The 13436-nt window shown below is 41.7% G+C and carries 15 protein-coding genes and 1 tRNA gene; 12 read left to right on the top strand and 4 right to left on the bottom strand.

Translation table 11 applies throughout. From position 1 onward, the window contains the following. Positions 1–31: 31 nt before the first annotated feature. Positions 32–97 (top strand): DUF6783 domain-containing protein, encoded by a 66-nt coding sequence (locus tag G4417_RS17720; RefSeq protein ID WP_368185455.1) that lies wholly within the window; start codon positions 32–34, stop codon positions 95–97. Positions 98–106: 9 nt separating this feature from the next. On the opposite strand, the gene G4417_RS07405 is transcribed toward G4417_RS17720, so the two are convergent. Then, on the bottom strand, positions 107–418 hold the full coding sequence (locus G4417_RS07405; RefSeq protein WP_173683175.1) for a hypothetical protein: 312 nt from the start codon (positions 416–418) through the stop codon (positions 107–109). 306 nt (positions 419–724) lie between these two features. Between G4417_RS07405 and trmB the strand changes: the two genes are divergently transcribed. The 11 genes from trmB to G4417_RS07350 all read left to right on the top strand — a co-directional run bounded on the left by trmB (position 725) and on the right by G4417_RS07350 (position 12204). Further along, entirely contained in the window at positions 725–1390 is a 666-nt protein-coding gene (gene trmB, locus G4417_RS07400; RefSeq protein WP_173683174.1) for a tRNA (guanosine(46)-N7)-methyltransferase TrmB, read from the top strand. Positions 1391–1814: 424 nt separating this feature from the next. Continuing rightward, positions 1815–1887: transfer RNA gene (locus G4417_RS07395), tRNA-Lys, on the top strand. 530 nt (positions 1888–2417) lie between these two features. Further along, on the top strand, positions 2418–3818 hold the full coding sequence (locus G4417_RS07390) for a phospholipase D-like domain-containing protein (RefSeq protein WP_173683173.1): 1401 nt from the start codon (positions 2418–2420) through the stop codon (positions 3816–3818). A gap of 220 nt (positions 3819–4038) precedes the next feature. After that, positions 4039–6432: a glycoside hydrolase family 31 protein gene (locus G4417_RS07385; RefSeq protein WP_173683172.1), complete on the top strand. Its 2394-nt coding sequence runs from the start codon at positions 4039–4041 to the stop codon at positions 6430–6432. 602 nt (positions 6433–7034) lie between these two features. Continuing rightward, entirely contained in the window at positions 7035–8612 is a 1578-nt protein-coding gene (gene guaA, locus G4417_RS07380; RefSeq protein ID WP_008705330.1) for a glutamine-hydrolyzing GMP synthase, read from the top strand. Positions 8613–8894: 282 nt separating this feature from the next. After that, positions 8895–9278, top strand: a complete 384-nt coding sequence (locus tag G4417_RS07375) for a hypothetical protein (RefSeq protein WP_227567400.1) — start codon at positions 8895–8897, stop codon at positions 9276–9278. 162 nt (positions 9279–9440) lie between these two features. Next, the gene (locus tag G4417_RS07370) at positions 9441–10496 is read left to right on the top strand and encodes a helix-turn-helix domain-containing protein (protein ID WP_173683171.1); all 1056 of its coding nucleotides are present in this window, start codon (positions 9441–9443) and stop codon (positions 10494–10496) included. 127 nt (positions 10497–10623) lie between these two features. After that, entirely contained in the window at positions 10624–10872 is a 249-nt protein-coding gene (locus G4417_RS07365; RefSeq protein WP_021905858.1) for a type II toxin-antitoxin system prevent-host-death family antitoxin, read from the top strand. Between the two features lies 1 nt (position 10873). Beyond that, positions 10874–11173: a type II toxin-antitoxin system RelE/ParE family toxin gene (locus G4417_RS07360; protein WP_173683170.1), complete on the top strand. Its 300-nt coding sequence runs from the start codon at positions 10874–10876 to the stop codon at positions 11171–11173. 532 nt (positions 11174–11705) lie between these two features. Next, positions 11706–11900, top strand: a complete 195-nt coding sequence (locus tag G4417_RS07355) for a DNA-binding protein (protein ID WP_119245853.1) — start codon at positions 11706–11708, stop codon at positions 11898–11900. Further along, complete coding sequence (locus G4417_RS07350) at positions 11890–12204, top strand: cysteine-rich VLP protein (protein ID WP_119245852.1); 315 nt, start codon at positions 11890–11892, stop codon at positions 12202–12204. The genes G4417_RS07355 and G4417_RS07350 overlap by 11 nt, the downstream gene beginning before the upstream one ends. A gap of 51 nt (positions 12205–12255) precedes the next feature. On the opposite strand, the gene G4417_RS07345 is transcribed toward G4417_RS07350, so the two are convergent. From G4417_RS07345 to G4417_RS16775, 3 genes are all read right to left on the bottom strand, one after another. Beyond that, a complete protein-coding gene (locus G4417_RS07345; RefSeq protein ID WP_119245851.1) occupies positions 12256–12489 on the bottom strand; it encodes a helix-turn-helix domain-containing protein in 234 nt (77 codons plus the stop codon). Between the two features lie 45 nt (positions 12490–12534). Then, the gene (locus G4417_RS07340) at positions 12535–12912 is read right to left on the bottom strand and encodes a hypothetical protein (protein ID WP_330598223.1); all 378 of its coding nucleotides are present in this window, start codon (positions 12910–12912) and stop codon (positions 12535–12537) included. Between the two features lie 331 nt (positions 12913–13243). Continuing rightward, positions 13244–13436, bottom strand: a 193-nt coding sequence (locus G4417_RS16775; RefSeq protein ID WP_207718447.1) for a hypothetical protein, incomplete at its 5' end; no start/stop codon positions are given.

The following is a 13436-nucleotide window of genomic DNA, read 5'->3' as shown; positions in this document are numbered from 1 at the left end:
TTCCTGATGTCATCTAGAGTGTGTCTGAAAAATCATTCCCGCAAATTGTGACGCACATCTTGCAGAAAGCCTTTTTCAGACACGCTCTAGCGTTTGAGACAGATCTTTACATAGCCAGTATTTTCTCAAACAATTCTCTGGAAAGTTGTGAGTGCTGCTGTTCGTAATGAGCATCCAGTGAAGAAAAGGTAGCGTCTGTATCTGCACGTAACTGTGTCAGGCGGGAATCTTTTTCTTCTTCCAGTTGCTGACGGATCCGTCGAATATGCTCTGCTGTCCGGGTCTCCAGCTGCTCGTCATAATTTTTACATTTCTGTTCTGCCTCTTCAGAAAGCTGTTGCTTTTGCCGGTCGCAGTCTTCCATGATGCGTTGGGCTGTAAGCTCGATTTCAGATAATTTGTTAAGTATCTGCTCCATCTTCAACCTCCTTGATTGTCAAAATTTTACAAAAAATTCAGATTTACTATGCGGAAAATAGTAATATCTGTTAGATATCATACACCCTTTTGTTTAAAAAAACCATCTAAATTTTTTTCTGAAAGGAAAAAATTGTTATTTTTTAGACAAGTTAAAGAAATCACCTGCGAATATCTGTCCGGGATGTGATTGACGTTAGGAATATGGTATGGTAGTTTATTGGTGGCAGGAAATTGCACGCACATCTTGTGTAAAGCATTTTTCAAACACGCTCTGGAGATATAAGAAAAGGAACAGGAGATTTTTATGAGATTAAGAAATATTCCGGGAGCTCAGGATGCAATTCTGGAGAGCCCTTATGTGGTGCAGGAGCCACAGACAAAGAAAGGACACTGGGGGGAGGTTTTTGCGAAAAAGCAGCCTCTTCATATTGAAGTAGGGATGGGAAAAGGAAGATTTCTTATGGATCTGGCCCGGCTGCATCCGGATATCAATTATATAGGAATTGAGATGTATGACAGCGTTCTTCTTCGCGCATTGCAGAAGAGGGAGGAACTGGAGGAGAATGGAGAGGTTTATTCTAATTTATTTTTTATGAGAGTGGATGCCAGACTTCTGCCGGAAATCTTTGAGAAAGGTGAAGTAGATAAGATTTACTTGAACTTTTCCGATCCATGGCCAAAAGCCCGCCATGCAAAACGTCGCCTGACATCCAGAGAATTCCTGGCACGTTACGACCAGATTCTGGTTCAGGATGGAAAAGTGGAATTCAAGACAGATAATAAGGAACTGTTTGAATTTTCCCTGGAAGAAGTGGAGGAAGCCGGATGGAATCTGGAAGCTTCTACCTTTGATCTGCATCATAATGAAGAGATGGTACAGGGAAATGTTATGACAGAATATGAAGAGAAATTTTCTTCTATGGGAAATCCAATCTGTAAGATGGTGATTTCCAGAGAGTATCACAGATAAAACAGCAGAGCAATTATCTGGTTTATAGCGATTCCATAGTGAAGTGGATTGCGATTATCCATTTGACTATCTGTTGTGGCTGGCAGTGCATATTATAGTATAAGAAAATTTCGGGGCGCTTCGCGCCCCGAAGGAGTCAGCCAGTGAAACGAAAAAGTTCTTTCCATAATAAGATGCTACAATTCCGTTATGAACACAAAAACTTTGATAATACTTTCAGCCGCCTGCGGAAATCCGCAGAAGAGGTCAACAAAACACTTAACAAAATGTCCCAAAACGACGAAAAAAAGGAAAAATAAATGAAATAGAAAAAAATCTTGATTTTTTTGAAAAAACCTATTGACATTTAAACGACTATTATATATAATATCACTTGCGTTGAGGGTGATGCAAAACTTCAACACAGAGAAAAACAAAAGAATATGCGCTTTTAGCTCAGTTGGTAGAGCACCTGACTCTTAATCAGGGTGTCCAGGGTTCGAACCCCTGAAGGCGCACTAAGAACACTGTTTTTGCGGACAATGCGATTGCCGCGGGGACGGTGTTTTTTATGTTTTACGGGAAAGTGAAAAATAAAGGTGTCTGGGAAATAGAGAGAAATGAAGTATTTACGCCCCTATGGAAAAAGTTCTACAGGGGCGTAAAAGTATTTTATGCTATTGATAGTGCTTAAAGAACATAGGGTCAAGCTGGTAAATATCTTCATGCAGGAGAGAAGACTGCTGTGCAAGATGCAGATAAACTCTCTTTATAACCAGTCATCACACTTTATACAAACCATCCCGATAACATTGAAATCCCTCCCTGTTGGAAAGAGTTGATGACATTGAATTTTTATAAGTCGGAAACATATAAGACATTGCAAGAAAAAGAAAAGGGTTTGTGAAAAGATTTTAACGCTTTTCGTATCAAAAGATGCACTATGGCTTCTGATTATGTTATACTCTATACTCAGTGTATTGTCGAAAGAAGAGGAATAAGTCAAATATATGGGTTTCGGTCTGGTCAAGGGAGGTTGTGGTATCGAATGAAAAAAATACTAAAAAGAACAGGCAAAGTATTTTGCCTTTTCCTGCTGATCGTGGTGCTGGTAAATGTACTTTCACCTCTTTTTTGCAGGAAACCGAACGAAAAATATGTGGAAAGTCTGAGAGAAACAGAATTTACATCAGAGACAGCAGGCGTAGAAAGGATTTGCTGCATTGATGATAATGAAGAGGCACTTTTGTGGAGACTTCGTATGATCGGCACTGCGAAGGAGAGTATTGTACTGTCTACTTTCGACTTACGCGCGGATGATAACGGCACTAAAATTCTGGCCGCATTGAATTGCGCTGCGACAAGAGGTGTAAAGATTCAGTTGTTGATCGATGGAATTTATCAGCAACTGTTTCTGGCTGGAAGCAGCGACTTCCAGGCGCTGGCATCATATGAGAATGTGGAAGTGGGAGTTTACAATCCGGTGACACCGGCCAATCTGTTTAAGGTGAATTATCGCATGCATGATAAATATCTGATCGTGGATGAGAAAATGTATCTGCTGGGCGGACGCAACAGCAATGATATCTTTCTGGGAGATCAGACGAAAGGTATCAATGAAGACAGAGATATCCTGGTGTATGATACATCAGAAGGACAGGGAGAGTCTCTGAACCAGCTTGAGGATTATTTCCATAAAATATGGAAGGAAAGCTGTGTGAGCATTAAAAAAGGCAAACAATCTTCCAGATATACGGATGCATACCGGCACATGGAAGAAATTTACATATCTCTGCTGAAAAGGTACAATGATATAGAAACCTACAGTGCATGGGAAAAGGATACGATAGAAGTAAACAAGATCACTCTGATCAATAACGGAACTGAGGCGAGACGAAAAACACCGCAGGTTCTCCAGACAATTCAGTATCTTACTGAAAATGCAGATCATGTAATAATACAGACTCCTTATGTGATCTGTAATGGTTACATGTATGATGTATTGCAGGGGATTTCGGATCATGCAAAGCTTCAGATTGTGCTGAATGCGGTGGAAAAAGGCTCTAATCCATGGGGTTGTACAGATTATCTTAATCAGAAAAAGAAGATTCTGGAAACAGGGGCAGATGTGTATGAACTGATGAATGATTATCCGGTTCATACAAAAGCTGTGCTGATAGATGACCGTCTGTCGGTAGCAGGTTCCTATAATCTGGATATGCGAAGTACTTATCTGGATACGGAACTGATGTTGGTAATTGACAGCGAGAAACTGAGTCAGCAGATTCACGAAACAGAATCCGATTATATGGAAAAAAGCAAAGAGGTACTTGCGAACGGTCAGGAAACCGAAGGCGCAAAGTACCAGGGAAAAGTGTTGAACCGGAAAAAGAAGTTATACTACGGCGTGCTCAGGATTATCATTCGTCCTCTTCGGCAGCTGCTTTAGATTGTGTTTGGAAAATCATTCCCAAAAGCTCCTGCAAATTGTGACGCACATCTTGCGTAAAGCATTTTTCAGACACGTTCTAGAAAATAATATCACAAGTATATGTCATATAAATGTTCAGTAGCTGAAAAAAGGCGTTGTCAATCAGACTGTAGAAGATTAAAATAGACATAAAAGCAGCTGTTACAACTGTTGTTGATGTAAAGGAGGAAAAGCTTTTATGGATTTAAAGAAATTTGCACTGGAAGGTAATCCTGTATGCAGAAAGGAAGCTGTGATCGTGGGCGATCATTTCAGGATTACAATGCTCACAACTGCCCTGATCCGTTTTGAGTACAGCGAAGACGGAGGATTTGAGGACAGAGCAACACAGATGGTATGCAATCGTGATTTCCCGGTGCCGGAATTCAGGGTGAGTGATGGCGGTGAGGAATTACATATTTACACCAAGGACCTGGAAATCCACTATGACAGGCAGAAATTTTCTCCAAGCGGTCTGATGATACGTGTTGCGGGTGGAAAAGCCAGCGAGCGTGTGTGGCATTATGGTGATGAACCGAAAGATCTGCTGGGAACAGCCAGAACCCTGGATGAAGCAGACGGTGAGATTCCACTGAGTCATGGCATTATGTCCAGAAACGGTTTTTCAGTGCTGGATGATTCCCACACAATGGCGATGGGCGAAGATGGAATGGTGGAGCCACGTCAGGGAAACAGAGCAGATTTCTATTTCTTTGGGTATGGTCACAGATATGTGGAATGTCTGCAGGATTTTTACAGATTATGTGGAAAAACACCTCTGCTTCCAAGATACACCTTCGGAAACTGGTGGAGCAGATATCATAAATATACAGAGACAGAATACAAAGAACTGGTAGAGCGTTTTGAGAAAGAAGAAGTGCCATTCTCTGTTGCAGTTGTAGATATGGACTGGCATCTGGTAGAGGATGTACCTCCTGTATATGGAAGCGGATGGACAGGATATACCTGGAATAAGAAGTTTTTCCCCAATCCACCTGAATTTATGGACTGGCTGCACAAACATGGATATAAGATCACACTGAACGTACATCCGGCAGATGGAGTGCGTGCTTATGAGGAAGCCTACCCGAGAGTTGCAGAGAAGATGGGAATTGATCCTGCAAGCAAGGAACCGGTGCTTTTTGATATGACAGATCCGAAATTCATTGAGACATATTTTGAGGAACTGCATCATCCGATGGAAGAAGAGGGAGTAGATTTCTGGTGGCTTGACTGGCAGCAGGGAACTGTAACCAAGGTTCCGGGACTGGATCCGCTCTGGATGCTGAACCACTATCACTATTTGGACAGCAAGTGGAAAGGAAAACGTGCGCTGACTTTCTCAAGATATGCAGGTCCAGGAAGCCACAGATACCCGGTTGGTTTTTCCGGTGATACGATCATTACCTGGGAGAGTCTGAAATTCCAGCCATATTTCACTGCAAATGCCAGCAACATCGGTTTTGGATGGTGGAGTCATGACATCGGTGGACATATGTTGGGATACAGAGACGACGAGCTCACTGCAAGATGGGTACAGCTTGGAGTCTTTTCACCAATGAACCGTCTGCACAGCACAGATAACCCATTCAATGGAAAAGAACCGTGGAAATATAACCAGATTGTAGAAACAGTAATGAAGAATTTCCTGAAACTGCGTCATAAGCTGGTTCCGTATCTTTACACCATGAACCGTCGTGCAAGCAGAGCGGGACTGCCACTGGTACAGCCGATGTATTATCTGGAGCCGGAGCGCGAGGAAACCTATGAAGTACCGAACAACTATTATTTCGGTACAGAGATGATGGTATCTCCAATTACAGATAAGCTGGATCCGGTAACAGGACTGGCCAGTGCAAAGACATGGATCCCGCAGGGAATCTGGTATGATTTCTTTAACGGAAGAGCATATAAGGGCGGCAGAAAAGTGGATCTCTGGAGAGATATTTATGAGATGCCGGTACTTGTGCGTGAAGGCAGCATCATTCCGCTGAAGGACATGGAAGGATATGATAATTCCATTGAGAATCCTGAGAAACTGGAAGTACTTGTATATCCTGGAAAATCAGGAGAATTTGTACTCTGGGAAGACGGTGGGGACACACCGGAAGACCTGGATGAGAACTGGGTATCCACCAGAATGACGAAGACTGCAGATGAGAATGGAACAGTATTTATTGTAGAAGCTGCGCAGGGAAATACAGCAGTGATCCCGCAGAAACGTTCCTGGAAGATTCGCTTCTGCAACATTCAGGACAAACCGCAGGAGGTTACTGTAAACGGACAGGTATATAAGGATGCAGAGTTCGCAGAGGATGAGAAGCTTCATGGAACAATAGTGATCCTGAAGGATGTGCCGACAGATGCGCAGGTGAAGATTACTTTTGCGGCAGATGCAGCTGTTTATCATAGAGACTATGCAGAAGAGGCTTATGAGGTTCTGGAAAAAGCACAGATTACCTATGCACAGAAGACAGACGTTTATAAAGTAGTGAAAGAGCTGGGCACAGAGGCAGTGCCAGTTCTGGTATCCATGAATTTGAATCCGTCATTGCTTGGGGTACTGATGGAAATTCTTACAATGGGAATTTAACCGAATTAAGTAAGTTCCCTGCGGTAATACAAAAATCCCGCTCACAGTTGTGTCTTACTGTGAGCGGGATTTCACATTTTAAAAGAAGGAGTGCCGGATCTTGCGATCCGGCAAGTATGAAAAAGAAAAAGTTTTATTATAAATAAAGCGTTTGCTTTATTTGCTTATTAATATACAGGGAAAATGTGTGCAAAATGTGATGGACTGTTGAAGAAATTGTGATTAAATTCTAAAAAACTTATAAAAAAAGAAAAAGACCTGAAAAGGTCTGTAAAAAGAAGGAGGGCCGGACCTTACGGTCCGGCATAAGTATGAAAAAGAAAAAAGTTAAAAATCTATGTGAAAAAGCATTTGCAACCTGTTTGTAAAGCATTTGCTTTATTTGCTTATTAATATACAGGGAATTTGTGAGCAAAATGTGATGGACTGTTGAAAAAAACGTGATTAAATTCTAAAAAAGTTATAAACTGGAAGTAAGGAAACACAAGGTGGAAAACTGAAAATAAGCATTGTAAAAATCCGAACTGTAATTTATAATAAAATTCAATGGTAACGGTTCAATATCTTTACAGTTACAAATAATGAGAAACAAGGAGGAAAACATGAAAAGAGAAACAGTCGTCGTACTGGATTTCGGTGGTCAGTACAATCAGCTGGTTGCCAGACGTGTAAGAGAATGTAACGTATACTGCGAAATCTATTCATACAAGACCGATCTTGAGAAAATCAAGGCAATGAATCCTAAGGGAATCATCCTTACCGGTGGTCCGAACAGCTGCTATGAGGCAGATTCACCTACATGCAATAAAGAATTATTTGAGCTTGGTATTCCTGTTCTGGGACTCTGCTATGGCGCACAGCTTATGATGCATGTTCTGGGCGGAAAAGTTGAGAAAGCAGATGTGAGCGAATATGGAAAGACAGAGGTTCTGGTAGATAAGACAGATTCTAAAATCTTCAAAGACGTATCTGACAAAACAATCTGCTGGATGAGCCACACAGATTACATTTCCCAGGTTGCACCAGGATTTGAGATTGCTGCTCATACAGCAGATTGTCCGGTAGCAACCGCACAGAATGAGGAGAAGAAGCTGTATGCGATCCAGTTCCATCCGGAAGTGCTTCATACAGTAGAAGGAAAGAAGATGCTTTCCAACTTCGTACTTGGTGTATGCGGATGTGCCGGAGACTGGAAAATGGATGCCTTTGTTGAGCACACTATCAGAGAAATCCGCGAGAAGGTCGGAGATGGAAAAGTTCTTCTTGCCCTGTCAGGTGGTGTTGACTCTTCCGTTGCAGCAGGACTTCTTTCCAGAGCAATCGGCAAGCAGCTTACCTGTGTATTTGTAGATCATGGTCTTCTTCGTAAAGATGAGGGAGATGAGGTTGAAGGTGTATTCGGACCAAACGGTCAGTTTGACCTGAACTTTATCCGCGTCAATGCACAGCAGAGATACTATGACAAGCTGGCAGGTGTTACAGAGCCTGAAGCAAAACGTAAGATCATCGGTGAAGAATTTATCCGTATTTTTGAAGAAGAGGCCAAGAAGATTGGTGCGGTAGATTTCCTGGCACAGGGAACTATTTATCCGGATGTTGTAGAGAGTGGTCTGGGCGGAGAGTCCGCAGTGATCAAATCTCACCACAATGTAGGCGGACTTCCGGATTTCGTTGATTTTAAAGAAATCATTGAGCCGCTTCGTGATCTTTTCAAGGATGAGGTTCGTAAAGCAGGTCTGGAGCTTGGAATTCCGGAGAGACTGGTATTCCGTCAGCCATTCCCGGGACCGGGACTTGGAATCCGTATTATCGGTGAAGTTACTGCAGAGAAGGTTCGTATTGTACAGGATGCAGACTTCATTTATCGTGAAGAGGTAGACAATGCTGCAGCTGAGTATAAGAAAGAACATGGTGAAGATCCTTCATGGATGCCGAACCAGTACTTTGCAGCACTGACAAATATGCGAAGTGTAGGCGTTATGGGTGACTTCAGAACTTATGATTACGCTGTAGCGCTCCGCGCAGTGAAGACTATCGACTTCATGACAGCCGAATCTGCTGAGATTCCGTATGCAGTACTGAATAAAGTTATGAACCGCATTATTAACGAAGTTAAAGGCGTTAACCGCGTATTCTATGACCTGACCAGCAAGCCACCGGGTACGATTGAGTTTGAATAATGAGCAAAATCCCAGAAGCCCTTTATTTACAAGGGCTTCCGGGATTTTATTTTTTCTCGTGATGCTACGGTGATGTTAATGGGGAGAAAGTGTCTTATTTTTGGGATTTTTTTGTTATTATATGATACTATATGTTTCATTTGTTTTTATCTTCTGCATTGTCATTTGTGGCTCTTACTTCATTGAGAGCGTCAGCAAGTTTCCTGTCTTTTCCTGGATACAAATGAGCATAAACTTTCCAGGTTGTTTCCGGCACTCTCATGCAAAGGAGATATAGAGAAAATGAAAGAAATTATTAGCGAGCAAGAAATTAAAAAGTTTAATTATTATGGTTCCATCTATACAGTTCATTTGGCCGTGTTGATTATATCGGCAGTACCTTTGTTTATGTGGCTCGGAAGGTATGCGTATATTCCGTTTGGGATTTTATTTATTATTACACAGTACTGGGCGTTAAAGGTTGAAAAACTAAAAAAGAAAAATGATATACAAACCTATAAGGAAATTGTTGCATTTACGGAGGGAAAAAAATTGGATGAACTTCATAAGGCAGTTGAAGTGGGAAAACGTCCTTATCAAAATATATTAAAGGTTATTATCAGTGCGGGTGTTACAGCGATGATTTGCTTCTTAATTGGAGTACTGATGCACTTATTTTTGAATTAATTAAATTTAAGGATATTTTGATTTGTAGAATTATAAAATAGAGCATTTTTCTCGCAGATTTTAACCGGTAGTTAAGAAATTGAAGCCATAATTAAACGAAGGCTCAATTGTAAACACATATTAGAAATACTATAATGAGAATATAAACAGGAGGTAGGAACAATGCAAATTGGTGAGAAGATAAAAAACTATCGGAAAACTGTGGGATTAACACAAGAACAGGTGGCGGATTATTTGGACGTTTCTACTCCTGCGGTAAATAAATGGGAAAAAGGAAACACATATCCAGATATATCATTACTTCCGGCAATTGCTCGATTATTAAAAATTGATATGAATGAACTATTTTCATTTCGTGAAGAATTGACAGAAAAAGAGATTGGACAATTTGTGAATGAGCTTTCGGAAGTTTCATTGGATAGCTTTAAAAAAGCCTTTGAGATGGGAAAAAATAAAATAAAGGAATATCCTCATTGTGATTCGTTGATTTATTCAATTGCTACTGTTTTAAATGCGGCGCTAACTTTATCCGATGTCGATGATGAGAAAAAGTTGGAATGTAATAATGTGATTGTTGAATGGCTGGAACGAACTGCTGAAAGTCCGGATGAAAAGGTAAGGATTTCCAGTATTTTTATGCTTGCGGCGAAATATGTACAAATGGAAAAATATAAAGAAGCAAATATCTTTTTGGATAAAATTCCGGATACTGTGATAGATACAACAATTATGAAAACAAATGTATTAGCACACCAGGAGGGAACAGATGTTGCAGCGTTCTTTTTAGAGGGAAAACTGATGAAGACAGTTACGAATATACAAAGCTATCTGTATAAGTTGATAGAAATGGAAGAAAAAACCGGAAACCATTGTAAAGCAGAGGAGATTGCCGAAATCACAGAACATATGATATCGTTATTTGGTCTGTGGGATTATGGTAAAGTAGTACCACATCTATTAATTGCCGGGTATCGAAAGGATGTAGAAAAATGTATTCAGTTGATAAAAGAAGTGTTGATGGAGTCACAGAAGCCATGGAAGATGGTGGAATCACCTTTATATTACAGATATGCGGATACAGTACAGGGAAAGTCTTTTTCAGGCGTTGGAAATAATTTTGTTCGTGCATTAGCTACAGAAATTGAAAATAAAGAAGAGTATGAATTTTTGAAAGGAAATAAAGAACTGGAGGCGATTTTTTCTCAATATTTGAAATAGATTGCGATAAAAATATATAGAAATGATAAAATAAAAGCTGTAAAAATCTACGTTGAATTTTACAGCTTTTTGTGTATAATAGAAGTAGCAGAAACAATTTAAAATCAAAGGAAGGAGCTGAAAGAATATGGCAAATATTTTACCAGTATCTGATTTGAGAAATTATAATGAAGTCCTGAAAAACTGCCATAAAGGAGAACCAGTATATCTGACTAAGAATGGCAGAGGACGTTTCGTTGTCATGGATATTGAAGATTATGAGCGTGACCGTGCAGAGAAAAAGCTTCTCTTGAAGCTGCAGGAAGCTGAAGAAGCAGTGAAAGATGGCGAAGGTTGGCTGGATCTGGACGAACTGAAAGCACTTGTGGGGGAATAAGATGTTAAAAATGCGGATCAATCCGATTGTTGCAAAGGATTTGAAAAACATCCGAGATTATATTGCTGAAGATAACGAAGAATATGCAGCAAAGACCATAAAGGAAATTTACGGTAAATTTGAAAACCTTCAGATGTTTCCTGGAATGGGGTCGGATCTCTCCAAACGGGTCAGCTTTCGGACAGATTATAAATATGCGATATGGGAAGATTATGTTATTATCTACAAGGTCGGTAACGAATATGTAGAGATTTATCGTGTAGTTAACCGATATCAGGATATCACGAGAATCTTTGATTGATAACAGAGATGTGATAACAAATTGATAACACCGTTCAGTATAGTCTGGGAACTTTGGACAGTGGAACACATATAAAACCAGATAGAACCATAATTCCTATACAAAAGTGTATAGTGACGAGATTTTATTTGCGAGTTTGAGTAGCGGACTAAATTGCGAAAAAGCCCATAAATAAAGGTTTTGCGGGCTGTCTGGATGTTCCGGTGGAGTGCAAATGGAGTTAAAAAATCTTTTTTTTCTTTGTTTTCTTTCCGGAGTTATCTGAGATTTTCGCAAAAGTAACTATGCTCAGAAAATATAATTAGTGTGAATATGAAGAACAGTTTGTTTTGATGGAAATATTTTCCGTCAGGGCAGACTGTTTTTTTATACCCTTTTTCAATGATATTAACTCCATGGTTCAGCGATAACACATATGGAAACTGTAAAATTAAAATAATTTGCTAAATTTCGGAAAATGATGTCCGATTTTACATCTGCCAGTACAGAGTATATGAAGAGATAAATATTCAAAATACAGGAGGTACTGATTATGCAGAACAAATTATTTTTAAAGGCAGCCGATATATGTGAACTTCTGGAGGTAAAACAGACATCGGCTTATGAGATCATTGGCAATCTGAATAAGGAGCTGGAAGAACAGGGGTATTTGACGCTTAGAGGAAAAGTTCCGACAAAGTATTTTGTGAAGCGTTTCTACGGAGTAGGCCCGGCGTCTGACGCATGAGTGCTGTAATTACTGTAACGGTAATTGCCTGTTACTGGACGATGGCGAGGAATGTGTTTGCGTACAAAGCATTTCCTATTCGCTGCTGTGCCGGTGGTTTCAGGCAGCCGTCCTCCCATTGGACGCTGCCCTGTACGCCGAAATCATCAAAGACCGGGATGAAGTGAAACGCTGCTGCGAGTGTGGGGCCACGTTCCAGCCGAAGTCTAACCGGGCCAAATACTGCGCGGCCTGCGCCAAACGGATGCGACGCCGTAAGGAGGCCGAGCGCCAGCGGAAAAGATACTGGCAGCACGAAGCATAAGAAAAGACGCCGGACACAGGCGGCCACATGGCCGCCGCGCCCGGCGCTTTGCTATCTGCTGTTACAGACAATCGCATAAATGAGTTTGTTTTCAAGGCGGTGCTTCATGTACTCGTCTACGCATACATGGAGCTGGCCGCAATCGTCATAGAGCGTCCGGGTACAGAGCTTGTTTATGTAACCGTTGTAATACTGCAAGACCTGTTCCACGGCCCCGGCGTCACCGGCGCGGGCCGCCTCGATCACTGCAAGGGGCAAAGGCTCCTTATATCTGGCCTGCTTCATTCTGCAATACCTCCCGTCAGTCTTGTTCTCATGGTTTCCAGCGTCTTAGTCCTGTGCCGCTGGACGGCGCTGCGGGACATTCCCACCACCGCGCCGATCTCGCCGTCCGTCAGTTCCAGGACACAATGCGGTATCAAGATGCTTTGTCCCCGGCTGGGGCAAGCTGGCAAAGGCAGTGGCCACCAGCCCGTCGCTGATCTGAAGCTCACAGCCATAGGCCGGAAATATAAAACTGTCGCTGGGGTACTGATCTATCGTGCATAGCGTGTCCAGTTCCGAAAGCGGCAGCGTTTCAAAGGATGTTTCCCAGCCACGCTGACGCTTCCTTTCCCGGAAGTAGTCAACGGCTTCATGGTACAGTACCAGCTTGCAAAAATGGTCAAACTGGCAGCGCCTCCCGTAATCATCAGGGGTAACTTTCATCTTCTCACCCCCTTTCCGTGGGGAGTGAGCAGGATGATCCTGTTCGTTGTCAGGGGCCTATGCTGGCCCTGGTCTGCTGACCGCCTCCTTTTCCATCTGATTTTTTGCCGGAAATGAGAATCCGCGAAAATCGACAAAAATCGCCCGGCAGGTCGTAAACCTACCGGGCGACGATTTGAAGCGTTTTGTTGTTTTCTTACATGGTATAGTTCATACTCATAGCCGGAATATTCCCGTGGCGGGGCAAGGCTTTTTTTAAGAGGTAGAAGAGGATTAGATTATAATGATAGTAAAACAGCATGGCGGCGTCCTCCCGTGGGCCGCCATGCCTTTAACTGCTGGGAATGACAGAAAGAAAGCAGCGGCCTTGATTTCTCAAAACCGCCACCAGTGAATATAAATTAAGCGTGAAAATGGGTCTGCCCAGCAGCGTTTTTTTTCTTTTCTGCCGCTGGGCAGATGTTTTTTCTTTAGGATAATAAGCGGGAATCCTCGGCAATTCAATTACCGAGCCTGCAAATAAA

This window comes from Blautia wexlerae (assembly GCF_013300825.1).
Taxonomy (GTDB): domain Bacteria; phylum Bacillota; class Clostridia; order Lachnospirales; family Lachnospiraceae; genus Blautia_A; species Blautia_A wexlerae_B.
Note: the sequence above shows the minus strand (reverse complement) of the source record. Positions and strands in the feature narration are given on the sequence as shown.

What these genes read in the sequence shown, in the direction of transcription:
- G4417_RS07365 (WP_021905858.1), top strand. Translation starts at nt 10,624, where the DNA reads ATGGCAAATATTTTACCAGTATCTGATTTGAGAAATTATAATGAAGTC.
- G4417_RS07405 (WP_173683175.1), bottom strand. Translation starts at nt 418, where the DNA reads ATGGAGCAGATACTTAACAAATTATCTGAAATCGAGCTTACAGCCCAA.
- G4417_RS07345 (WP_119245851.1), bottom strand. Translation starts at nt 12,489, where the DNA reads ATGAAGCAGGCCAGATATAAGGAGCCTTTGCCCCTTGCAGTGATCGAG.
- trmB (WP_173683174.1), top strand. Translation starts at nt 725, where the DNA reads ATGAGATTAAGAAATATTCCGGGAGCTCAGGATGCAATTCTGGAGAGC.
- G4417_RS07385 (WP_173683172.1), top strand. Translation starts at nt 4,039, where the DNA reads ATGGATTTAAAGAAATTTGCACTGGAAGGTAATCCTGTATGCAGAAAG.
- G4417_RS07360 (WP_173683170.1), top strand. Translation starts at nt 10,874, where the DNA reads ATGTTAAAAATGCGGATCAATCCGATTGTTGCAAAGGATTTGAAAAAC.
- G4417_RS07370 (WP_173683171.1), top strand. Translation starts at nt 9,441, where the DNA reads ATGCAAATTGGTGAGAAGATAAAAAACTATCGGAAAACTGTGGGATTA.
- G4417_RS07375 (WP_227567400.1), top strand. Translation starts at nt 8,895, where the DNA reads ATGAAAGAAATTATTAGCGAGCAAGAAATTAAAAAGTTTAATTATTAT.
- G4417_RS07340 (WP_330598223.1), bottom strand. Translation starts at nt 12,912, where the DNA reads ATGAAAGTTACCCCTGATGATTACGGGAGGCGCTGCCAGTTTGACCAT.
- guaA (WP_008705330.1), top strand. Translation starts at nt 7,035, where the DNA reads ATGAAAAGAGAAACAGTCGTCGTACTGGATTTCGGTGGTCAGTACAAT.
- G4417_RS07355 (WP_119245853.1), top strand. Translation starts at nt 11,706, where the DNA reads ATGCAGAACAAATTATTTTTAAAGGCAGCCGATATATGTGAACTTCTG.
- G4417_RS07390 (WP_173683173.1), top strand. Translation starts at nt 2,418, where the DNA reads ATGAAAAAAATACTAAAAAGAACAGGCAAAGTATTTTGCCTTTTCCTG.